This is a genomic window from Nibribacter koreensis (assembly GCF_039541795.1).
GTDB classification, from domain to species: Bacteria; Bacteroidota; Bacteroidia; order Cytophagales; family Hymenobacteraceae; genus Nibribacter; species Nibribacter koreensis.
In genome coordinates this window covers 1018318-1040022 of the sequence record NZ_BAABGX010000001.1, presented here as the reverse complement: position 1 = coordinate 1040022, position 21705 = coordinate 1018318, and the positions used below count along the sequence as shown (strand labels likewise).

32 protein-coding genes and 1 pseudogene are annotated in these 21705 nt (G+C 51.2%); 23 read left to right on the top strand and 10 right to left on the bottom strand.

From position 1 onward, the window contains the following. Nucleotides 1-26: 26 nt before the first annotated feature. From ABD880_RS04635 to ABD880_RS04625, 3 genes are all read right to left on the bottom strand, one after another. The gene (locus ABD880_RS04635) at nt 27-761 is read right to left on the bottom strand and encodes a head GIN domain-containing protein (protein WP_345162808.1); all 735 of its coding nucleotides are present in this window, start codon (nt 759-761) and stop codon (nt 27-29) included. 21 nt (nt 762-782) lie between these two features. Then, on the bottom strand, nt 783-1823 hold the full coding sequence (locus tag ABD880_RS04630) for a FecR family protein (protein WP_345162806.1): 1041 nt from the start codon (nt 1821-1823) through the stop codon (nt 783-785). A gap of 90 nt (nt 1824-1913) precedes the next feature. Next, entirely contained in the window at nt 1914-2492 is a 579-nt protein-coding gene (locus ABD880_RS04625) for an RNA polymerase sigma-70 factor (RefSeq protein WP_345162803.1), read from the bottom strand. A 148-nt stretch (nt 2493-2640) separates the two neighbouring features. On the opposite strand from ABD880_RS04625, the gene ABD880_RS04620 reads away from it, so the two are divergent. Then, nucleotides 2641-3963, top strand: a complete 1323-nt coding sequence (locus ABD880_RS04620) for an MFS transporter (RefSeq protein ID WP_345162801.1) — start codon at nt 2641-2643, stop codon at nt 3961-3963. 268 nt (nt 3964-4231) lie between these two features. Here the strand turns inward: ABD880_RS04620 and ABD880_RS04615 are convergent, their stop codons facing one another. After that, the gene (locus tag ABD880_RS04615; protein WP_345162799.1) at nt 4232-5896 is read right to left on the bottom strand and encodes an amidohydrolase; all 1665 of its coding nucleotides are present in this window, start codon (nt 5894-5896) and stop codon (nt 4232-4234) included. Beyond that, on the bottom strand, nt 5889-6659 hold the full coding sequence (locus ABD880_RS04610) for an AMP nucleosidase (RefSeq protein ID WP_345162797.1): 771 nt from the start codon (nt 6657-6659) through the stop codon (nt 5889-5891). Before ABD880_RS04610 ends, ABD880_RS04615 begins: the two co-directional genes overlap by 8 nt. A 70-nt stretch (nt 6660-6729) precedes the next feature. Between ABD880_RS04610 and ABD880_RS04605 the strand changes: the two genes are divergently transcribed. Beyond that, entirely contained in the window at nt 6730-7206 is a 477-nt protein-coding gene (locus ABD880_RS04605) for a type I restriction enzyme HsdR N-terminal domain-containing protein (protein WP_345162795.1), read from the top strand. Nucleotides 7207-7369: 163 nt separating this feature from the next. Here the strand turns inward: ABD880_RS04605 and ald are convergent, their stop codons facing one another. From ald to ABD880_RS19100, 5 genes and pseudogenes are all read right to left on the bottom strand, one after another. Next, nucleotides 7370-8485, bottom strand: coding sequence for an alanine dehydrogenase (gene ald, locus ABD880_RS04600; protein ID WP_345162793.1), 1116 nt, complete (start codon nt 8483-8485; stop codon nt 7370-7372). 300 nt (nt 8486-8785) lie between these two features. Then, nucleotides 8786-10018 carry a tyrosine-type recombinase/integrase gene (locus ABD880_RS04595; protein WP_345162791.1) on the bottom strand — a complete coding sequence of 411 codons (1233 nt, stop codon included), beginning with the start codon at nt 10016-10018 and terminating at the stop codon, nt 8786-8788. 132 nt (nt 10019-10150) lie between these two features. Beyond that, on the bottom strand, nt 10151-10852 hold the full coding sequence (locus ABD880_RS04590) for a hypothetical protein (protein WP_345162789.1): 702 nt from the start codon (nt 10850-10852) through the stop codon (nt 10151-10153). A gap of 8 nt (nt 10853-10860) precedes the next feature. Next, the gene (locus tag ABD880_RS04585; RefSeq protein ID WP_345162787.1) at nt 10861-11607 is read right to left on the bottom strand and encodes a S24 family peptidase; all 747 of its coding nucleotides are present in this window, start codon (nt 11605-11607) and stop codon (nt 10861-10863) included. A gap of 15 nt (nt 11608-11622) precedes the next feature. Further along, nucleotides 11623-11814, bottom strand: a pseudogene (locus ABD880_RS19100) (helix-turn-helix domain-containing protein); the annotation flags it as partial. Between the two features lie 113 nt (nt 11815-11927). Between ABD880_RS19100 and ABD880_RS04580 the strand changes: the two are divergent. From ABD880_RS04580 to ABD880_RS04480, 21 genes are all read left to right on the top strand, one after another. Continuing rightward, a complete protein-coding gene (locus ABD880_RS04580) occupies nt 11928-12200 on the top strand; it encodes a hypothetical protein (protein ID WP_345162785.1) in 273 nt (90 codons plus the stop codon). A 43-nt stretch (nt 12201-12243) separates the two neighbouring features. Then, nucleotides 12244-13047, top strand: coding sequence for a phage antirepressor KilAC domain-containing protein (locus tag ABD880_RS04575; protein ID WP_345162783.1), 804 nt, complete (start codon nt 12244-12246; stop codon nt 13045-13047). A 3-nt stretch (nt 13048-13050) separates the two neighbouring features. Further along, nucleotides 13051-13551 carry a helix-turn-helix transcriptional regulator gene (locus ABD880_RS04570; RefSeq protein WP_345162781.1) on the top strand — a complete coding sequence of 167 codons (501 nt, stop codon included), beginning with the start codon at nt 13051-13053 and terminating at the stop codon, nt 13549-13551. Nucleotides 13552-13578: 27 nt separating this feature from the next. Then, the gene (locus ABD880_RS04565) at nt 13579-13881 is read left to right on the top strand and encodes a hypothetical protein (protein ID WP_345162779.1); all 303 of its coding nucleotides are present in this window, start codon (nt 13579-13581) and stop codon (nt 13879-13881) included. Between the two features lie 198 nt (nt 13882-14079). Next, complete coding sequence (locus tag ABD880_RS04560; protein WP_345162778.1) at nt 14080-14331, top strand: hypothetical protein; 252 nt, start codon at nt 14080-14082, stop codon at nt 14329-14331. A gap of 69 nt (nt 14332-14400) precedes the next feature. Beyond that, the gene (locus ABD880_RS04555; protein WP_345162776.1) at nt 14401-14664 is read left to right on the top strand and encodes a hypothetical protein; all 264 of its coding nucleotides are present in this window, start codon (nt 14401-14403) and stop codon (nt 14662-14664) included. Between the two features lie 3 nt (nt 14665-14667). Next, nucleotides 14668-14874: a hypothetical protein gene (locus ABD880_RS04550; protein ID WP_345162774.1), complete on the top strand. Its 207-nt coding sequence runs from the start codon at nt 14668-14670 to the stop codon at nt 14872-14874. Between the two features lie 129 nt (nt 14875-15003). After that, entirely contained in the window at nt 15004-15636 is a 633-nt protein-coding gene (locus ABD880_RS04545; RefSeq protein WP_345162772.1) for a phage replication initiation protein, NGO0469 family, read from the top strand. Further along, nucleotides 15614-15859, top strand: coding sequence for a hypothetical protein (locus ABD880_RS04540; protein WP_345162770.1), 246 nt, complete (start codon nt 15614-15616; stop codon nt 15857-15859). Before ABD880_RS04545 ends, ABD880_RS04540 begins: the two co-directional genes overlap by 23 nt. An 8-nt stretch (nt 15860-15867) precedes the next feature. Next, nucleotides 15868-16083: a hypothetical protein gene (locus ABD880_RS04535; protein WP_345162767.1), complete on the top strand. Its 216-nt coding sequence runs from the start codon at nt 15868-15870 to the stop codon at nt 16081-16083. Between the two features lie 215 nt (nt 16084-16298). After that, entirely contained in the window at nt 16299-16481 is a 183-nt protein-coding gene (locus ABD880_RS04530) for a hypothetical protein (protein ID WP_345162765.1), read from the top strand. Between the two features lie 33 nt (nt 16482-16514). Further along, the gene (locus ABD880_RS04525; RefSeq protein ID WP_345162763.1) at nt 16515-17204 is read left to right on the top strand and encodes a Lin1244/Lin1753 domain-containing protein; all 690 of its coding nucleotides are present in this window, start codon (nt 16515-16517) and stop codon (nt 17202-17204) included. After that, complete coding sequence (locus ABD880_RS04520; protein ID WP_345164115.1) at nt 17204-18910, top strand: toprim domain-containing protein; 1707 nt, start codon at nt 17204-17206, stop codon at nt 18908-18910. The genes ABD880_RS04525 and ABD880_RS04520 overlap by 1 nt, the downstream gene beginning before the upstream one ends. After that, the gene (locus ABD880_RS04515; RefSeq protein ID WP_345162761.1) at nt 18879-19103 is read left to right on the top strand and encodes a hypothetical protein; all 225 of its coding nucleotides are present in this window, start codon (nt 18879-18881) and stop codon (nt 19101-19103) included. Before ABD880_RS04520 ends, ABD880_RS04515 begins: the two co-directional genes overlap by 32 nt. A 3-nt stretch (nt 19104-19106) precedes the next feature. Beyond that, nucleotides 19107-19346, top strand: coding sequence for an HTH domain-containing protein (locus ABD880_RS04510; RefSeq protein ID WP_345162759.1), 240 nt, complete (start codon nt 19107-19109; stop codon nt 19344-19346). Continuing rightward, nucleotides 19346-19531 (top strand): hypothetical protein, encoded by a 186-nt coding sequence (locus ABD880_RS04505; RefSeq protein ID WP_345162758.1) that lies wholly within the window; start codon nt 19346-19348, stop codon nt 19529-19531. Before ABD880_RS04510 ends, ABD880_RS04505 begins: the two co-directional genes overlap by 1 nt. After that, nucleotides 19479-19706, top strand: coding sequence for a hypothetical protein (locus ABD880_RS04500; protein ID WP_345162756.1), 228 nt, complete (start codon nt 19479-19481; stop codon nt 19704-19706). The genes ABD880_RS04505 and ABD880_RS04500 overlap by 53 nt, the downstream gene beginning before the upstream one ends. A 1-nt stretch (nt 19707) precedes the next feature. Then, nucleotides 19708-20724 (top strand): DNA-methyltransferase, encoded by a 1017-nt coding sequence (locus ABD880_RS04495; RefSeq protein ID WP_345162754.1) that lies wholly within the window; start codon nt 19708-19710, stop codon nt 20722-20724. Further along, the gene (locus ABD880_RS04490; RefSeq protein WP_345162752.1) at nt 20724-20978 is read left to right on the top strand and encodes a hypothetical protein; all 255 of its coding nucleotides are present in this window, start codon (nt 20724-20726) and stop codon (nt 20976-20978) included. The genes ABD880_RS04495 and ABD880_RS04490 overlap by 1 nt, the downstream gene beginning before the upstream one ends. Before the next feature lie 3 nt (nt 20979-20981). Then, complete coding sequence (locus tag ABD880_RS04485) at nt 20982-21407, top strand: YopX family protein (RefSeq protein WP_345162750.1); 426 nt, start codon at nt 20982-20984, stop codon at nt 21405-21407. Next, nucleotides 21404-21598 carry a hypothetical protein gene (locus tag ABD880_RS04480; protein WP_345162748.1) on the top strand — a complete coding sequence of 65 codons (195 nt, stop codon included), beginning with the start codon at nt 21404-21406 and terminating at the stop codon, nt 21596-21598. The genes ABD880_RS04485 and ABD880_RS04480 overlap by 4 nt, the downstream gene beginning before the upstream one ends. The last annotated feature ends 107 nt before the right edge of the window (nt 21599-21705 follow it).

Sequence of the window (21705 nt, the reverse complement as noted above, 5' to 3'; positions counted from 1 at the left end):
TTATAAAAAGCACTATAATTGATTAGCTAGTAGTTGCTGTTGATGACCTTTCCTGAGCTGGTAGTGTAAACAGTTAGTAATTGAGGCTGTCCGCGGTAATATATGTTTCCGCTGCCAGTTATGATGGCATCAAGCCGGTCTTTGACCCATACCTGTTGGTAGCCAGATCCTGTAAGCGTTGTTTTAGCGGATTCAGCGGCTAATGGGAAGCCTCTAAGCCTACCAGAGCCACTCAACGTAGTTTCTAAATAGGCGGCGCTTCCAAATAAATCTACGTCTCCAGAACCTGAATGTAACACAAAAAGCTCTTCAGGATTACCCGAGTAATCCAAATAGCCAGATCCAGAAAGGCTGAGCCTCAATTTGCCCAAAGAGGGAACAGATTGTACATAAATTTGGCCTGAACTTTTAAGCTCCACGTTTTCAACGTTAGGCAGGTAGACATAGATTTTTGCTTCCTCGTCCATGTACTCCAAACAGTTAGCGGCGTTGATAACTAAAGTGCTACCCACCACCTCCATTTTTATCTCTTGGGATATATTCTGGAACGTTTCTAATGTAACACGTTGAGGGCCTGCTTGAATAAACACTTTACCTGGTATGCGCAGGTCAACACCCGAAAAAGGAGGCAAGTCCCTTACTTCTTTCTTAACCGCTCCGCTACCTACTAGGCACGGACCTTCCCCCATGATGTTACAAGAGGAAAAAGCAAGTAAAAGAACTAGGCTAAGGACAAAAAGAGTGCTGTTAGAAAAGTTCATGGCAGGGTAGGGGGCAATGGCTTATAGACAGCCAGTACCAGCTATTACGTATTTATTGGTAGCTGGCTGTGTAATGGAAAGCCCATTAGAAGCCGCTAAAACAGCTAAGATTTCTTTTAAGTCAGGCTGTGTGAAAGTACCTGTAAAGGTACAGTTTTGTAAAGAGCTGTCTGACAGTGAAATATCAATACCAAAATACTTTTCTAAGGAACTCTCTATCTCTATTAAACGGGCTCCCTCATATTTAAGCGTTTGCCAAGAAATAGAAGAATCATCAATAGTCTTAGATTTGGCTACCGTTCCATTGCCTAGCATCCTGCCTGTAAAGCCAGGCGTCAAAATAACCTGGTTGTTGGTTTCTAGAGAAGAAAAAGAAACCTTTCCGGTAGAGACCGTGACCGTCACTTCTTCTGCCTTGTCAATAGCTTTCACGTTGAAAGACGTGCCCAATACTTTTGTTTGGGCGTTGCCGCTGTTGATGACAAAGGGTTTTGAAGGGTTCTTCTGTACCTCAAAGAATCCCTCGCCGGTTAACTCCACTAACCGCTCCTTGCCCGTGAATGCTTCTTGGTAGCGTAAAGTAGAGTTCTCGTTCAGAACAACTCTGCTGCTGTCTGGCAGGTAGAATACCTTACGTTCTCCGGTAAGTGTAGCCATTTGAACCCACTCCCCTGAATCTTTGAATTGAGTGTACCCAAGCCAGGCTAGACCGGCGACTAATACAAAAAGGGCTGCGTATTTGGTGAACGAGGTAAAAGAGAACATTGGCCTCACCACGGCCTCTCGTGTTTGCTCAGGGGCAGGAGAGAGGGTGTTCAGTTCAGCTTTCGCGCAGAACTTCTCCCAGGCCCGGGCCACGTTGGGCTCAAAGCCTTTGTTCTCTACGGCCTCAGACTTCTGCCACGCTTCCGTAGCCTCAGCCCAGAGGACAGCATGTGCTTCTTCCTGAGCAAGCCAGGCCGTGAAGGCTTTTTGCTCCTCATCAGACAGCTCTCCTTGAAGGGCTTTCGCCATTAAGACCCATTCTGGGCTTTCATGGGTGACAGGTGTGGTGTGTGTCATGTTGCTTGTAAGACAGATGAAGAAGGGGGCACCCCTATCTTCAAATGGAAAAAATATTATTTTTCTGTTAACCTAAGTAGGTACAGTATTTTATGATCCTAAGAAAAAGCTCAGAAGAAGCAGACTCAATAACCGCTCCCGCAAGATTCTGAGCGCCTTGCCCATCTGGTTCTCCACGGTTTTTGGGGAAAGCTGCAACGACTCTGCTATCTCTTTATAAGTCAACTCCTCAAATCTACTCATCTCAAAAATGAGGCGGCATTGCGGTGGAAGAACTGCCAGCGCCTTTTGGACGCGTATCTCCATCTCGGTGCCCTCCAGCAAGTCCATGGTGGTGTTGGCAGAAAAAGCCTCCTCAAAAGGGGAGGTGTCTTCTGTTAATACCATTCGTTTCTGCTTCTCCAGGTAGTTAAGGGATTGGTTGGTGACAGATCTTACCAGATAGGCCTTATAGGAAGTGGTTACCTCCAAAGCCTCGCGGTTCTGCCATATTTTGCAGAAAACCTCCTGTACCAGGTCCTCGGCGGCCTCAGTGTCTTTGGTAAAACGCAGCGCAGTGCGGCAAAGCAAGCTGTAATACTGCTTAAACAGCGTTTCCATGAACAAAGCCTCGTTGGTTTTGAGCAGGTGGTGTAGGTCTTGGTCTGGGTTGATGGACGTTGAACCCATAATTACAGGATGAAAGTACCTTGCAAAGATAAAAGAAGCGTAGAGCCTACCTATTTTTACAAGCATTAAATCATAGGTTAAGATGTAAAAAGAAAGAATTTACGTAACTAGCCTTACAATGCGCCTGGTGTCTGCCGGCTTCTATTCTATGGAAAAACTAGTAAAGAATGATCCTAAAATTACGCGTGCCTGGTGCTTTTATGATTGGGCTAACTCTGTCTACTCTCTGGTCATCACCACGGCCATTTTTCCTATATACTACGTAGCCTTAACCAAAAAGGAAACCGGCGATCAGGTCAGCTTTTTTGGCTGGGACATCTCTGCCTCTGTCTTGTACAGTTATGCCTTGACGGGAGCCTTCCTGATTATTGCTTTTCTAAGTCCGCTGCTCACGGCACTGGCTGACTCTGGCGGAAACAAGAAGTCTTTTATGCGCTTTTTCTGCTACATGGGCTCTTTGGCGTGTATGGGCTTGTTCTTTTTCACAGAGCAGACATTTTCCCTTTCCGTGTTGCTCTTTATGATTGCGGCCATTGGTTACAGCGGCAGTATTGTTTTTTACAACGCCTACCTGCCAGAGATTGCCACCGAAGACCAATTTGACAGGCTTAGCGCCAAAGGTTTTTCCTTAGGGTACATTGGTAGTATGATATTACTGATTATCTCTTTGGTGTTGGTTATGTATAAAGAGATGTTTGGTTTTACTGATGGGAATTTGCCAGCCAGGATTTCTTTTTTATTGACAGGCCTATGGTGGTTTGGCTTTGCCCAATACTCGTTTGCTTATTTACCTCATAATCCTTACCAAAAAGAGACGAAAGGAAACTTCTTGTTAAATGGCTTCAGGGAACTAGGCATAGTTGTACGACAGCTCAAGCATTTGCCTATGCTCAAGCGTTTCTTACTGGCTTTTTTCTTTTACAACATGGGTGTACAAACCGTCATGTATGTAGCTTCTTTGTTTGGGTCTAAAGAGCTTGGCTTGCCTAGCGAAGACTTGATAACCGTCTTATTAATCATCCAGGCCGTGGCCATTGGTGGTGCTTATTTCTTTGCGTGGCTTTCTGGCCGAATAGGAAACATAAAGGCCATTGCCATAACGGTGATAGTGTGGGTAGGTATTACCATTGGGGCTTATTTCATCACTACGGGTACGCAGTATTACGTTTTGGCCTTTGTGGTTGGCGCGGTGATGGGCGGCATTCAGGCCTTGTCCCGGTCTACGTATAGCAAGCTGTTACCGGAAACCACTGACCATGCCTCTTACTTCAGCTTCTATGACATCTGTGATAAGGTAGGCTTAGCCTTAGGAAGCTTAGCGTTTGGGGTTACCCAACAAATCTTCGGGTCTATGCGCAACAGTATCCTCACGCTTTTAATCTTCTTTGTAATTGGCCTCATCATTCTGCTCACCATCAAAAGCAAGAAACTGTCTGGGGCAGAGGATAAGCCAGTACCGATTTTGGCTTAACCGATCATCTACCTTTAGCGCCGTCGTTTTTGGGCTACTTTCTGGGAAGTAGCCCAAAAACGACGGCGCTTACTTTTGTAGTATTCGTAATTATTTAGTGTCTGTATAAAGGACTGGTACTTAAATTAATGGATGGTTTGATGTGAAGTGATGAATTTATGCAATGAGTTAAGAGTAATTGGTAATACATCAGATACAAAACAAAAATGCCAACCTGTGCAGGTTGGCATTTTTAGCTTATTTTCTAGAAAGGAGGCAAAAAACGGAATTACTTTTTACCGTAAACCTTTTCGCCGTTCACATAAGTAGAAAGCACTTTTACATCGCGTAAGGCTTCTGGCTTGGCGGTCATGATGTCCTGCTCTAGAATCACGAAGTCAGCTACTTTGCCTACCTCTAAACTACCTTTCTGCTTTTCTTCAAAATTGGCGTAAGCCGCCCAGATGGTAGTGCCACGCAAAGCTTCTTCTCTGGTCAAGGCGTTATCCATCTGAAAGCCGCCTTTTGGATAGTTCTTTGCGTCCTGTCTGGCCACCGCCGCATGGAAACCATACAACGGGTTGATATGCTCTACCGGGAAATCTGAGCCCAGCGGAATCATATTATTCTGTTGCATCAAGGCTTTAAAGGCATAGGCATGTTTCAAGCGGTCCATTCCCAAGCGGTCACCAGCCCAGTACATGTCTGAAGTGGCGTGCGTAGGCTGCACCGAGGGCAGGATGCTATACTTGCCAAACAACGGCATGTCTGCCGGATTTACCACCTGCGCGTGTTCAATGCGCCAGCGGCGGTCATTTTTGCCTTTTAACAGGTTACCGTAAATCTGCAAAATGGTCCGGTTGGCAGAATCCCCAATGGCGTGCGTGTTCATCTGAAAATCTGACTTGAAAATCTCGGCGGCTAAATCCTTGTATTCCTGGACGGTTAACAGTAAAAAGCCTGTCTCGTCCTTTTTGTCTGCATATGGGTGTAACAGACAAGCGCCTCTTGAACCCAAAGCACCGTCACCGTAAACCTTAAAAGACCTTACATTAAGTCTCTCTGTGGTGTAAGGCCCGTTCTTTAAATAATGGGCTTTGTTCTCTGGTGTAGGGCTGAGCATGGCGTACACCCGTATCTTCAATTCATTCTTTTTCTGAAGCGAGTCAATCAGGTCTACCGAGGACTTAGGCAAGCCAGCATCAACCACAGACGTCAAGCCCACGGCAAACAGGTTCTGCTCGGCTTCTTTCAATACTTGAGTGTATTCACCTGAGGTCAAAGCTGGAATCTTAGAAATCACTAGGTCAGCCGCGCGGTCTACTAAAATGCCAGTAAGCTTTCCATCTTTGATTTCAATCTTGCCGCCTGTTACCTGCGGCGTTTGTGCAGTGACACCGGCTAGATCCAAGGCTTTCTGGTTTGCCAAAGAAGCGTGGCCGTCTACGCGCTCAATGATAACCGGCGTACCTGGAAAAAGCTTGTCCAGAGTGTCCTTGGTAGGAAACTGTTTTATGTCCCAATCGTTCTGGTCCCAGCCGCGGCCGGTCAGCCAAACCGCCGAAGGATACTCTTGGCGGTGTTTCTGCAGGCGTTGCACTACCTCTGAGAAGGAGGTGGTGCCTACCAAGTCTGCTTCGCGCTGATTGGCGGCATAACCTACAAAGTGCGCATGGGCGTCTATAAAGCCTGGGTACAAAGGCTTGCCTTGGGCATCTACTTCTTCTTTGGCTTTGTATTTGGCTTTCAGTTCATCATTGGTGCCTACGGCTACAATCTTACCGTCCTTCACGGCAATGGCCTGCGCTTTGGCAAAATCCTGATTGACTGTGTAGACAGTGGCATTGTAAACCAGCAAGTCAGCTTGGTCACCACTGGCCGTGCCTTTGCAAGAGGAGAGGAGCGAAGCGCACAAAAGGGCCCCAAGGCCCCACTGCGTTAATTTCTTAGTCATAGCGCAAGTGTTTCACAGACTCACCAGAGTCTCTAAGCTCTAACAAGGATTCAATGCCGATCTGCAAGTGTTTGGTGACATAGTCTGCCGTTACTTTCAAATCGCTTTCAGAGGTTTTCACGCCGTCTGGGGTCATGGGATTATCAGAAACCAGCAACAACGCGCCATGCGGAATCTCATTGATGAAGCCAACCACAAAGATGGTAGCCGTCTCCATGTCCACGCCCAAGGCTCTAATAGAGCGCAGGTATTCTTTAAACTTCTCGTCATGCTCCCATACGCGGCGGTTGGTGGTGTACACGGTGCCGGTCCAATAGTCCATCTCATGCTTTTTGATCATGGAAGAAACGGCGCGTTGCAAACGGAAGGACGGCAAGGCAGGAATCTCTGGTGGTAGGTAATCATTAGACGTACCCTCTCCTCTGATGGCGGCAATTGGCAAGATCAAATCACCAAGCTTAGATTTTTTCAAACCTCCGCACTTGCCCAAGAACAAAGCGGCTTTAGGCTTAACGGCAGACAGTAAGTCCATCACTGTGGCAGCCATGGCGCTTCCCATCCCGAAGTTGATGATGGTGATGTTCTCAGCCGTGGCGGTCTGCATGGGCTTGTCCAGGCCTTTCATCTCTACGCCAAACTGCTCAGAGAACATAACCACGTAATTCAGGAAGTTGGTCAATAAAATATATTCGCCAAACTCATCTAACGGCCTGCCCGTATAGCGGGGCAACCAGTTCTCTACAATCTCTTTTTTAGTCTTCATAGTTTATTTTTTGCTCTATTTCAGGAAAACAGCCAGTAATCAGAATCTCAACAAATGCTACCTTTGAGGCATGGAGCAGTTGACTTTACCGGCGTTTGACTACAAACTTAAGGATTCTGGAGGTAAAACTTGTATTTACGATATAGTCCGTAAGAAATGGTTGGTTCTTACCCCCGAGGAATGGGTACGTCAGCACGTGGTTCATTTCCTGCATCTGCACCTGCAATATCCCCTTGGTTTAATGGGATTGGAAAGAGGCACTACCTATAACACGCTCCAAAAACGTACCGACTTGTGTGTCTTTGACCAGCAAGGCGCTCCTTTGTTGTTGGTGGAATGCAAAGCGCCATATATACCTTTAACAACCACAACAGTTCAGCAGGTGGCCGTGTATAACCAAACCGTCAAAGCACCTTACTTATTCATCAGCAATGGTCTTCAGCATTATTGTTGGCAGGTAGGCCAGGACGGCACCAGCCTCACCGCGCTGGAAATGCTCCCCACTTTTCCCCAACTCCAAATTGAGTTTGACGCCTTACGGAAATAAGTCAACTGGAGTTGGTCCAGCCACCGTTTTTGGCCTATTATCCAGAAAACAAGCTAAAAACGCCCATCAAATTTGGTTCTTCCTTTAACGCCTGCCTCCTTATAAATACAAAAGCGCCTCCTAATTCTCATCAGGAGGCACTTCTTATATAGGTGAGTCTCGCTTATGCTAATACTTCTTCTACGTTTACCAATGGTAAGTTGAAGGCCTCGGCTACGCCTGGGTACACCACTTTGCCGTCTACTACGTTCAGGCCAAGTTTCAGCTCGTCGCGTTCCTGGCAGGCTTGCTTCCAGCCTTTGTTGGCTAGTAACAAAGCATAAGGAAGAGTAGCGTTGGTCAAGGCTAGGGTAGACGTGTAAGGAACCGCTCCTGGCATGTTGGCTACGCAGTAATGCACCACGTCGTCAATGATAAAGGTTGGGTTCTCATGGGTGGTAGGCTTACAAGTTTCAATGCAACCGCCCTGGTCAACGGCCACGTCTACAAGAACGGTACCTGGCTTCATGTCTTTCAACATGTCACGGGTGATCAAGTGAGGAGCCTTCGCGCCAGGGATCAATACCGCGCCAATGATCAAATCAGCAGTTTTGATGGCCTCTTTGATGTTGTAATGGTTAGACATCACGGTGGTTACGTTGGCTGGCATGAAATCATCCAGTTCGCGCAGACGCTTCAAGCTGATGTCCATGATGGTAACGCGGGCACCAAAGCCAGCGGCAATCTTAGCCGCCTGGGTACCAACAATACCACCGCCTAATACCAATACATTGGCCGGAGGAACGCCTGGTACGCCACCAAGCAAAATGCCACGGCCTTTCAATGGTTTCTCCAGATACTTAGCGCCTTCTTGCGGAGCCATGCGGCCAGCCACTTCACTCATAGGAATCAACAACGGCAAAGAGCGGTCCTTCAACTCAACAGTCTCATAGGCCAAGCAGGTTGCCTTACGCTCAATCATGGCGTGGGTCAACGGCTCATAAGAGGCAAAGTGGAAGTAGGTGAACAGCAATTGGCCTTCTTTGATCAGGCTATATTCCTGCTCAATCGGCTCTTTTACTTTCACAATCATCTCAGCGATGGCGTACACTTCTTCAATGGTAGGAAGAATGGTGGCGCCGGCGCCTACATACTCTTCATCTGGGAAGCCGCTTCCGTTACCGGCCGTAGCCTGCACATACACGGTATGGCCGTTTTTAACAAACTCAGCCACGCCGCCCGGGGTAAGGGCTACGCGGTTTTCGTTGTTTTTAATCTCCTTTGGAAGACCTATTATCATTATATGAAAAATTTAAAAGATGTAGAATTTGCGGCAAATATACGCCAACCCTCTAGCAATTTTGCAAGTAACCGGCCATTTAATAGCAGTTTAAAATTTAAACCGTCGTTTTTAGGCTAATTCTTAAAAAAGAGGCCAAAAATGAAAATGGGCCGACATAAAAAAAGGCAGAAGCTGCGCTTCTTCGTATCTGACGAACCCTGACCATCAAACCGTGTCAGAAGTCGCTCCCAAAGCGTTGGGAGCAGGTGAGTGACAGCCAGCAACCGCCCCTAATCGTGAAAATGTTTTACTATTGTTTTACCCGTAGATGGAGTCCGTAGCCTCGTCCTCGTCCTGCCGGTCGAAAGAGCTCAGGTAGCGCTCCGTGGTGGCGATGCTCGAGTGGTTGAGCAGGTTCTTGATGGTGTGGGCGTCGCGTATCTTCTTACGTGCGATGTCAGCGAAAGTGTGGCGCGCCGCGTGCGTGGACAGGTTTACCTCCAGTTTGGCCAGGGCGGCTATGTCCTTCAGTCTCTTGTTGATGCGGTCCGTGCAGCCCTCTATGATCTGCAGGTACTCCTTGGTGCCCCTTTCCAGATGCTTCTCCTTCAGGAAGGGGAACACGAAGGTTGGCAGCGGGCCTTCCTTGGGTCGGTAGAACTCCAGTATCTCCCTCAGCTGCGGTGTGATCTTGATATCCTTCTCCTTGTCGGTCTTGTCCATGGTGTAGCGGATGCGCTCGTCGCCCACCTGCGTCCAGCGCAGCTCCAGCACGTCGTTGATGCGCGCGCCGTGCATATAGAAAGAGGCCATGAAGGTGTGGCGGGCGTGGATGAGCAGGGGGTCCTCTAGTTCCACGGTGCGGAACCGCTCCAGCGTCTCCAGGTCCAGGCGCTGCTTCTTGCGGGCGGTCTTCTTGACGCGCACAGTGTGGAAGGGGTTTTGCTCGTAGGAGAGGAGGCCCTCGGCCATGGCGTGGGCGGCGTACTTGCGCAGCATGCCGATGCTGTTGTGCACGGTGGTGGGGCGGTTGTTCTTGACCGTCTCCAGGTGGGTCACGTAGTCCCGGACGAGGGCCACGGTGAGCGCTGAAAAGGGGAGGGTCTCCCCGGCGAAGGCCTTGAACTTGGCGAGGGTGGCGGTCTCCTTCTCCAGGCTGCGCGGGTTACGCGCCTCTTTCCCCCGCTGTATCTCCCGTGTGAGGAAGGCGATGAAGCAGGAGGGCGCGGTTATGGGTGCCGGCTGCTCACTTGCCTCCTTGTAGGACTGCACCAGCTCGGAGGCCGTGAGGGCGGGGTTTGCCAGCCCGTGCGCCTCCAGCCCGTCTATGTGGTTGCGGATGGCGTTGTTGAGCACCTCGCAGGTGCGCAGCGTCCCCTTGACCCAGTTGCGCTTCTCGTAGGTGGCCTTGGGGTTCCAGTGGGACTTCCCCACGTACACCCCCGGGTTGTAGTAGGAGCTCCGGCGGTCCTTGGTCACGCGCAGGCGCACCGCGTGCGTCTTGTCGGCTCTAGGCTCGGGCTTTAGGGTGGCTTTGAGGGTGAAGGCCATGGGGGTGCTACTCTATGTATTTATGTACTTATGTAATTCTAAATTCTCAGCTAATCAATGGTGGACAAAAATGTCCACAATTGATTAAAGCCATTCTAGCGCTTGCCATAGGTGACGGTGCCGCCGTTGGGCTTATAAAACATTAGCGTCTTTCTTTTTTAATGCCTCACTCTTGGCTGTATTCTCTTGAATAATCCTGTCAGATGCACTACTTTGAATTGCTGTGAAATTTAAAGTATAATATCCTCCTCCGGTATTAAACAGGCCTATACTAATGTATTTATCACCTATTAACCAGCTCTGTATAGTCTTACCATAACCATCCTTTATCGTGTGCCATTCAGGTAGGGGATTTTCTATAAAAGGTTTCCCGTACTTTTCAGTTAAAAGAGAGGACAATGCATTAAACTCAGTAGGCATTGAGTGGTCGTAATCATTATAATGCACCAGTTCACCCCTAAGGTCTATCCTGTATAGTTTATTTTTATGAAAAGTGCCAGATAAGTTATCAAACCTGTAAGTCCCAAGCCTATATTCAGGAATGGATTCGTATTGGGCCTCTCTTTTGTTTAATCTTAAGGGCTTTAAGAACGCGGATTTCTTTTTATTGAACTCTGCCTCTGATATTCCAAATTCAATACCCTTAATAGCAAGGTGTTCTTCGGTCTTACTGATACTGTCCAGTCTTGCCTGGTTTCTCTGCTCAGCTTCTCTTTCAACCCTAATAGAGTCAACACTAGCCTTTAATTCCTCATCTATTTCTGTTCGGTTGGAAGAGGAGCCGCATGAAAGGCATATAAAGCCAAATGTAATGGGGAGCAATAGCTTTCTCATATATAATATTAGTTAGTTTTTGGAATCTCCTTTTTAATCTGGCGCATCTCCTCCATAATCTGCTCAATGACCGTGCGCTGGTCATCCAGGTTCTCCTCTAAGGTATCTACCTTTTTATAAAGTTCCTCGGCACGGTTTACTGCGAAAGGCGACAGCTTCCATTTGAACATCCAAAGCTCTAGTATTTCCTCGCCGCGAAGGGTGAAGTCACTGTGCTGCTTGTTGTCAGACTTGCACCGGATGAATCCCTTTGTCTTAAGCCTGCTCTTTATCCTCTTAAGTTGCACGCCCAGTCGCTCACTCACCACCACGCACACATTGAAGTCTGGGATGGTGGCCCACTCAGAAGTCTCCAGCTTGGTGCATATCACATACTCGCCATCGAAGAAGGTAGGCTCCATAGACTCTCCTGTTACTTGGAAGACGGCGTGCTGGCCTCCGTTAATCATAAATCTAGGCATGGTCATAGGGGCTAGGTTCTCGAAGTACTCTTGGCTCTGGTAACCGGAAAGGTAGTTGGCCGCGGCTTTGTGGTTTATGATGGGGATGGTGATATTCCCTTGAGTGTCCTGTGTGGCTATTAGTAAAGGGCCGCTAGATGGCTTCGGTCTTCTTTCGATACCTGTAGCCGCGTTCAGCTCATATCCAAAGATGGGATGGTCTGGCTGGTCGGTAATGCGACCATAAACAAGCGGGCGTTCGTTGGCCTCGGATTTAGTGGGCAACTCCTTCTGAGTATAGAGCTCCTTACGCATACTTCCCTCTCCGGTAATCAACCAAGTCAGATCAACTTGAAAGTGCTGGGCTATTTTCAATAAGGCTTGAGCCTTCGGGTCCTTGCTTACCCCTTCCTCTATATCAGTTATTCCCTGACCTGTTAGCCCAGCTATAACGCCAAGGGCGCTTTTGGCCATTTTTTGACCCTCTCTTAACTGTTTGATTCTCAAGCCTAAAGACTCCATTGATAAAATTTATTCAGATAAACTTGAAAAATAATTCAGATTAACTTGACTATCTCAGATAGACTTGCGTATATTTGTCAAAGTAGTTCAAACATAACCAAAAGAAAACTAAAATGCTCAAACTAGAAAAGCAAGAACTGGAAGCATTGCGCAAGGCTGCAGGCTACGGTTATGCCGCTGGTGTAGACAAAATCTTAAAAGCTGAACACAACTACTCAGTCAACAAGATTCAGGAGATCTACGACGTCGCCCACGGCAAGAACAAAGACGAGACCATCCTAGAAGCTTTCCTGACCTATGTGATAAGGAAGTCAAAGGCTAGCACCACCGTGCAAAGCTTGGCAAGCGAGGCGCTCAAGTTGATTTCCCCCTCTCACGCCGCCTAAGTAAAGTCAAGTTAATCAATCGCTAACAAATCAACTTTTAGCCATGCTTACACAAGTTTTTCAATATCAAGAGCAGCCTATTACATTCTCTAAAAGTGGCGAGGTGTTTATTAATGCGACCGATATGGCTAAGCCGTTCGGTAAAAAGACCACTCACTTTATAGACAACGCCCAGACTCAAGAATTCAAAAGGGTCCTTGAGGCCAAAGTCGGAATTCCGACTTTGACAATAGTTAGAGGGGGTACCAACCCTGGTACATGGATGCACCAGAAGCTAGCCCTAAAGTTTGCCGCTTGGCTGTCCCCAGACTTTGAACTGTGGGTTTACGACCGGATCGAAGAACTTCTGACCACAGGAAAGGTGGCATTAGCTCCGATGTCGCCAGAGGAAATGAAGCTGCAGGTTTTCCGCATGTTGGAACAGGAGGCCGAAAGTCTTAGACAGCAGAACTTCCTATTATCCTCTGCTAAGGAGCTTCTGGAGGTTGAAAACACCAGCCTTTCTAAAACGGTCAATTTATTGGCCCCAAAAGCAGAGTTGTATGACCTGATGCACAATGGCGAAGGACTATACTCGACAGACAGCATCGCTAATGAGCTAGGGATTTCCTCTGCCACCAAGCTTAACAAGATTCTTGAGAGAGACGGCATTGTAAAGAGGGATAGAAACGAGGATAAATGGATGCTTCGTGCTGAATACAGAGGAAAGGGGTTCTCACGGGATGTTCCTCATAAATACTTCCGCAAAGACAATACTGAAGGTGTCCGCAAGTGGATGTATTGGACAGGCCCAGGCCGCCTATTCATTATTGAGAGATACACATCAACCACCTCTAAAGCCGCCTAATCCATGAGAACATTAATTGATAACATCATTTACCTCAGACGCAAGAACGGTCTTACACAAGAGCAATTAGGTAAGAAACTAGGGCTTAAAAGGTCTTTGATAGGTGCTTACGAAGAAGGTAGAGCCACGCCGAAAATTCCGACCCTAGTGGCAGTAGCCAAGCTATTCGGGATTATGGTAGACGAACTCCTTATACCTGATTTAGCCGCGAAAAAATACCGGTTGGCGAAAGGTGTTTACCGGTCTGTCTTTTGGAGAGGGAACCCTTATCACTGCATTAAAACGAATTACGGACCATGGGCTAAGTCAATAGAACTGGAGATTACGAGAGACGGGGTTTCTGGTGAAACCATCTTTCTGAATGCAGACACGGCAAGGGCTTTGGCAAATGACCTTTTACAGTATGCGAATGGCAATACTGACCTACTGAAGGCTCATAGGGACTTTTGGCAAAGTATTGACCCGAATCTACCTCTAAACACAAAAGGAGGCCTAACAAGCTAATGTTCATCCCTTTCAATTTTCACACCTATGGAAGTAGTCACACAGCGCGAGTTCCGGGAGTTTCTGCTGGAGCACCGCACGCAGATGAGACAGGTCACGCGAGACCTAGAGTTCATGAAGTCGGTGACCGTCCAGGACGTGGGCACCGAGATGGCGCTGCGCATCACAGGCATAAGCCTCAGCAGCCTGACCCGCGAGAGGGACCGCCCCGGCACCCTGATTAAATGGAAGAAGGACGGCAAGACCTGCCTGTACGACATCTGGAGCCTAAAGGCCTACAACGAGAGTAGGAACATGGAGCCCCTGCCGCAGACCATGAGAGCCGCCTGACATAACAAGACAACCCTTAACCACCCCCAACCCACCTTCACGCTTACGAACATGAGAGTATCCCATTCACACAACCCGCTGCTCTACAAGACGAGCTTCGTCTACGGGGACAGCGTCCGCGCCACGAGCCCCGCCATCGGCCTTTCGGAGGGGCAGGAGTACCCGATCCTCGGCTACTACCAGCCAACGCCCGACCAGATGTACGTCTACCTGCCCGCGCCGGGCAAGCTCAAGCACTTCCGCCTGGCCGTGGAGGACGGGCGCAGAGACGATGAAGTCTTATTGGTGCAGCTGCCCGACCGCATACAGGAGGTCTGCTTAAGGGACTGCCCCAACTGCCTGGAGTTCATCCCGGCCTTTGACACCGAGACCATCATGTGCGTGGAGCGCAACTACGAGATGGGAGAGCAACTGACCTTAGACTTTGACCACTATCAAAATGTAGCCTAGAAAGAAATGAAGAGAACCGTCTACACCGCCGCCTCACTGACAAAGCGCCTCCATGAGAGACTGCGCGACGTGAAGGGATACGAGGGCAGGTGCCGCGCCACCCCTAGCACAGAATACGACAAGGGTCAATGGTCGCACTCCTGTACTCTGCACTATTGGCAACAGCGTCTTTACAGACATACGCCAGGGCACACCTACGACACCATGGAGGAGGCGGTGGAAGCGGAATTCTCCAGACTAGAGACCATGGTCAAGGTGGAGATACGCCCCGCCCTGCCCCGACTAGAGACCCTCAAGCAAGCAACCAGCCACCGATACAAGAAAACAGGATAAGCCATGCCAGAATACTCCAACAAGACCGTGTACCACACCCGCGAGGGCGTGCTGGTCTACACCGCCCAGAGCCGCTGGACCTACCACAGCTACCTGCGCGCCATCAAGAAGGCCAAGGAGCTGGGCTACGACAGCCTCATCGCCACGGAGGCGGACGGGCGCACGAAGGACTTCCGCAACTTCTTCACCGGACAGGGGGGTGCTACGTGAGAGCCGCCCAGACCGTGCCCGCCATCTCCTTCCGCTGCAAGCTCTCCACGCTGGTGGCGACGCTGAAGGCCCAGGAACTCAAGAAACTACCAAGACACAATTTCAAAACACTTTAAACCACATACCACTATGGCCATCATCGCCACATCCAACGGATCAAAGTCTTACACCCCGGTAGAAGCCGGGAACTACGTAGCGCGCTGCTACTCCATGGTGCACATCGGCACCCGCTTGGAGAACATCCTAGGCACGGAAAAAGAACTGAACAAGGTGCGCCTGTCCTTTGAGCTGCCCACTGAACTGAAAGTATTCAAAGAGGAGGACGGCGAACAGCCCTACCTGGTGAGCAAGGAATACACGCTCTCCATGCACGAGAAGTCCACTCTTAGAAAAGATCTGGAGAGCTGGAGAGGAAAGGCCTTCACCGAGGAAGAGGCCAAGTCCTTTGACATCACCAAGCTCTTAGGCGTGCCGTGTATGCTCAACATCATCCACAAGCAGAGCAAGTCGGGCAACCCCTACGCGGTGATCAGCGCCATCTCCACCATGCCTAAGGGCCTGACCTGCGACCCGCAGATCAACCCGACCTTTGAGTTCTCAGTGGCAGAGTTTGATATTCAGAAGTTCGCCATGCTGCCAGAGTTCCTGCAAGAGGCGGTAAAAGAATCAAAGGAATACAAGGCCCTGCAACAGCCTAACCACATGGAGGTGGCAGGGTCGCACGGAAACGAGGAAGACGATGACACAGGACTTCCTTTCTAACGAGGCACAAGTTCGCTCGCTGGCCTATGACGGCCAGCGGGTGGACCTTTTCCGGCGGCTGAAGGACAACAAGACGCTCTTCACCCGCATGGAGTACGCCAAGACGGTGCTGGTCATCTCCAGCCTGAGCCGCGACAAGTACAAGGCCGTGGAGGCCAGCATAGAGAAGCAGATAGAGGAAAGAACCAGGGCCGGGGTGGACCACTCCAGCACTTACAAATAAGACAGACCATGCCAGCAAAAGCAAGCACCAACCTAATCTTCGGCACCACCGACATCGTGACAAGCGGATACGTGTCCGCCGAATGGAACAGACGCTTCTACCGCGAGGGCTACCGCTGGATGCGGGGTGCCTACATCAAGCGGGGCACCACCCCCCAGGACTACCTGGACGCGCGGGAGCTGGCAGAGGAGTACAACAACAGGTTCAAGGAGCGGGCCGCTTAAGACTGCTTGGCAGCCGCCTCCCTGATTATCATTTCAAGGATTGCGGCCTGCGAGACGCCCTTCTTCTCTGCCATCTCCTTTAACAACTGGACGGCTAATTCGGTGAGTCGGTAATTGACTGGCTTTTTGCTCATAATTCTTTACAAGTTATTAGGAATTGTAGCAACTTGTCTTTACATTTACGTATAACCTAAGACTAAATATACCACAATTATATGAATACGTCTTCACCTATCAAAATAGCCGACCGTGTGAGAGCCACCATTGAGAGGGGGTTCAAGAAGAAGGCCATCGCTGAGCACATCGGACTGTCACGCCCCACGTTTGACGCGAGGCTCAAGGACAACTCTTGGCAACACGCTGAGATTGAGAAGCTCATCCGCCTGGGGATCATCTAATTTTTTTTAGGCTATCAATTACACATAGGTAAAATGGCAAAAGAAGCATACTATTTTTCACACGATGCCAACGCCCGGCACGATGACAGGATTCTGGAGCTGCGCTCGGAGTTCGGCTGGGAGGGGTACGGCCTTTACTGGGCCATCGTGGAAACACTCAGGGACTGCTCCAACTACTCCTATCCTAGCAATGCTAGAGCAGGGCTAGCGCTTAGCTTAAGCATTGACAAATCAAAGCTAGAGCACTTCTTAAACACCGCTATTTCTTTAGGCCTTTTCATTGAAAAAGAAGGTGCCATTTACTCTGAATCCCTCATGCGAAGAATGGAGGATGTGGACGCAAAAAGACGCCTACGGGCCGAAGCAGGCCGCAAAGGTGGCATTGCTAAAGCAAAGCTAAAGCATAGCTCTGGCAAAAGTCTGGCAAAACCTAGCAAAGAAAAGAAAGAAAAAGAAAGTAAAACAGAATACACCACCTCTGTCTTTCTGACTGATTCAGAATACGGCACCCTTGTAGAAAAGCACGGCAAAGAGAAGACCGATTGGATGCTGGCAAAGCTCTCCAACCACAAGTTGGCATCCGGCAAATCCTACAAGTCCGACTACGGAGCCATCAACAGCTGGGTGGTGGACGCCGCCGACAAGGGCTACCGCTCCAAGCTTCTGCCCGCCTATAGCAGCGGCGCTATCCAGAACGGTCCACTTCAAGGCATGATAATGTGATGGAGGTATTCAGAGAATGGCACGAGACGGGCATCAACCTCAAGGGGCGGGTGTCGGGCCAGCTAAAGACCACGTGCCCCAAATGCCAGGACGCCCGCAGCAACAAGCGCGACACCTCCCTGAGCGTGAACATCGACGCGCAGGTGTGGAACTGCCACTACTGCCCGTGGAAGGGGAGCCTCGCCAAGAAGGGCACCGAGAACGCCAAGGTGTACAAGAGGCCCGACTTCGAGCCGCAGGCACCCACCGAGCGCATGGTGGCCTGGTTCGAGAAGACGCGGGGGATCAAAAGGGCCACGCTGGAGAAGTTCCTGATAAGCCCGTCCCTCAAGTACATCCACAAGGCCGGGAGGAAGGTGGACTGTATCGCATTCCCCTACGTGAAGGGGACCGACATCGTGAACGTCAAGAGCCGCTACGACTACGCCGAGGACGGCAAGCCTAAGAAGACCTTCACCATGGAGGCCGAGGCCGAGCTGGTGTTCTACAACCTGAACGCCATAGAGGAGCCCACCCACTGCGTCATCGTGGAGGGGGAGATAGACGCCATGAGCGTGTGGCAGGCCACGGAGCAGCCCTGCGTGTCGGTGCCCAACGGCGCGAGCAAGGGGGACATGAAGATGGAGTACCTGGACAACTGCGCCAAGTACTTCCAGAACAAGACCATGATCGTGCTGGCCACCGACAACGACGCCCCCGGCCTCGCGCTAAGGGACGAGCTGGCCAGAAGGCTGGGCAAGGACCGCTGCTACTACGTGGAGTACCCCGACGGCTGCAAGGACATGAACGAGGTGCTGCTGGCCCACGGCGAAGAGTACATAGACGAGATGTTCCAGCGCCTGCACACCTTTCCGATAGAGGGGGTCATCACCCTGGACAGCGTGGAGACGGTCTTCGACGATTACTACGAGAACGGGTTCCCCTCCGGCGACCGCGTGGGCTACCAGAACTTCGACAAGCTCATGTCCTTCCGGGGGGGCGAGGTGACCACCATCACGGGCATCCCCTCCCACGGCAAGACGGAGGTGCTGGACGAGATACTGGAAAGGCTGGCCAGGGTGCACGGCTGGAGCCACGGCATCTTCGCCGCCGAGAACGGGGGCGAGGCCCTGCACTACTCCCGCATCGCGCACCGCTTCATCGGCAAGCCGTTCCAGGGTTCGCTGGACCGGATGAGCCGGGACGAGAAGGACGCGGCCAAGGAGTTCATGCGGGACCGCTTCTTCTTCATCAACCGCCGCGAGATCAAGCCCACCATCCAGGGCATCCTGGAGAAGGGGCGGGAGATGGTGCTCAGGAAGGGCATCAAGTCCCTGACCATAGACCCCTACAACTGCGTGGAGAGTGCCAGGCCGGGGGCCATGAGCGAGACGGAGTACGTGAGCCACATCTACGACCACCTGGTGGACTTCGCAGAGCTCTACAACGTGCACGTGTTCCTGGTGGCGCACCCGACCAAGATGGTGAAGAGCGAGCAGACGGGCAAGTTCGCCGTGCCCACGATGTACAGCATAAGCGGGAGCGCCAACTTCTACAACAAGACTTACAACGGCATCTCAGTCTACCGCGACTTCGAGGCCATGACCACCCGCGTCTACGTGCAGAAGGTGAAGTTCGACTTCATCGGGCGCGTGGGATTCTCAGAGTTCAAGTTCAACCAATACACCAGAAGATATGAAGAGCTACAGCACCAACCCCTCGTTTAGGGAGCGCAAGACCCCAGCCGCCGCGCTGGCCGTCTGGTACGAGTCCCTGCTGACCGCCGACGTGCGCAACCTGCGCACCATCCTCGCCTACTGCGTGAAGCGTGGGCTTCCCTTCAGGAGGTTCCTGGTGGAGAAGGCCCTGCGCAAGGTGGAGGAACGGGAGATGGCCATTAGACACCTAACCGCCGCATAAGCCATGAACAGGACACAGCAACTGCTAGCCGCTCAAAGAGAGCGCGCCGCCTTCATCAAGGCCAATCCCAGACTCACCATCCAGCAGCTAGCCAATGCGCTAGGGGTGAACCGGGGCACGATTCGCGAAGACCTCATCCGCATGGAAGACCCTGACTACGGGAAGGAGCAGAAGCCAAAGTGGGGCGGGTGGAAGAAGGACAGGAAGCCGCAGATCATAGACGATTTCCGGGGGATGTTCTGATGAGCGCCGCCACCGACTACTACGCGGGCCTGGGGTTCCACCCCGCGCAGGACGTGCCCGACCAGTACGGCCCCGTGCCGCTGGGCTACCGCTACGGAGACCCCGAAGAGAGACACCTTAAACCGAAAGAAGATGGACGTAGAGACGGGTTTCCGGATACTGCTGGAGCGCTACCAGACGGATGAGGGGTTCAGGGATGCCGCCTACCGCGAGACGGTGGGTGCGCTGACGGGGGACGAGGCCCTGCTACACGGTGCCTCCGCCCTGATTGGGGAGCTGCCCCACGAAGTGATGCAGGTGGCCCGGCAGATGCTGCCCCTGCTCAAGAACTTAACAAGTTATCAACACAAAGCCGCTTAAGATGATACCGCAAACCCTGCTGAACAAGATACACCACCAAGACAACCGCGAGGGCATGGCTCAACTGCCTGACAAGTGCGCCAACCTCATTATAGCCGACCCGCCCTACTTCGAGGTGAAGGGAGACTTCGACTTCGTCTTCCCCTCCTTTGACGCCTATCTGGAGTTTATGGAGGAGCAGGCCCGCCACTACAAGCGGATACTGGCCGACAACGGGACGCTGTTCGTGTATGGAGATGCTAAGAACATCGCCTACGTGCAGACCATTTTTGACCATTATTTCAATTTAGCAAACAGCCTCGTCTGGGAAAACACCAACCCTCACAAGCAACAGACTAAATGGGCTACTGGTCTTCGGAGTTTTGCCCCCCTTACTGAGCGCATCCTCATGTACACGCAGGACGTGTTTAACCTGACTGAGTGCGTCTTCTATATCAGAGATTACATCCGTGCTGAAATAATGAAGGCGAAAGGCAGGGTAGTGTTCAAAGAGGTTAATGCCGCTTTAGGTACTGCGACAAATGGTGGCGGGGTTGCGAGTGCCTGCCTGTCACTAGACAAAGCAGAGCCGGGAATGATTACTAAAGAGATGTATTTAAAGCTCCAAGAGTGGTGCTCTCCTTACCTAAGAAAGGAATATGAGGACCTAAGAAAGGAATATGAGGACCTAAGAAAGGAATATGAGGACAAGCGCCGCCCCTTCTATAACTTCCAAAACTGGGGGGACGTGATTCGCCTGCCTAATTTCGAGACTGGAGACTACGAACACGAGACCATCAAGCCCGAGAAGCTGACCCGCACCCTCATCCTGACCTGTAGCCGCCCCAACGACCTCGTAGTGGTTCCATTCGCAGGTTCAGGCACCGAGTGCGCCATGAGTCTGAAGGAGGGGCGCAGGTTCATAGGCTACGAGACGGATGCAAAGCATGTGCAGACGGCCACCGACCGTTGCCACCAGATCATGCGCACCCCTACGCTATTCGACACCATACACCAACCACTTAACCAAGCAAGCTAATGGAACTGACAGAGACCCTAGCCCCCGCGCAGCTGCCGCTGTTCCCCGATGCCGGGGGAGCGGTGGCCCGCCGCCCCCGAACGACCCCGGCCACGCACCGCCGCAAGGCATGGGTGAAGCGGGACGCCCTGCGCCACGCCTACCGGATGCCGGCCAAGACCCACTACGGACGCCTGTGGGTCGCCAAGCACGCCGCCAAGACCCACACCATGCCCGTCAACCGCAAACCCAACGCCACCGCCCAAATCCATTAAGACATGAACAGAGAAATTAAATTCAGAGCGTACCACCTGGCCACCGAACAGATGTTCCAAGTCCACTCCATCACGCCTACCCATGTATTCCCAGAGACGATGGACGGCATTCACACCTCGGAGATTAACCCCGCCATGAGAGAGGGTTGTGCCTTGATGCAATACACAGGCCTTAAGGACAAGAAGGGGGCCGAAATTTACGAGGGGGACATTCTGGAATATAAATACCCAGACAGGATGGAGGCGACGGGGTGGGGTGCGGACTACGCGCCCGTAGTGTTCAAAGAAGGCACGTTTGGAACTATCGGGAGCGTCACGGCCTCTTTCCTGCCTATCGAGGGGGCGAGGGATGCGGCCACGTGGGAGGTGATTGGGAACGTGCATGAACACCCAGAGCTGCTGAGAACTAAACTAGCCACCCAGCCATGACCCAGCCGCGCTACTTCGAGGCCTCCCTGCTCAGAGCGGGGTGGCTGAAGGAGCGGGAGCGCCGCGTGCGGTGGGGCATCCCCTACCACGTCACCCGCTACCGCAGCCCCTACACCCACCACTGCCACGGCCTCGTCAAGGCCCTGCGCAAGGAGTACTTCCACGACAACGGCTACCAATTGTTCCTCTAACTGCAAAACAAATGAAAGTTAAATATGACGCCCAAAAGGGCAAGCGAATCAAAAATTACTCATTCGATTCAGTTACCGAAGTGAACGCAATAGACTGGTATGCTTTA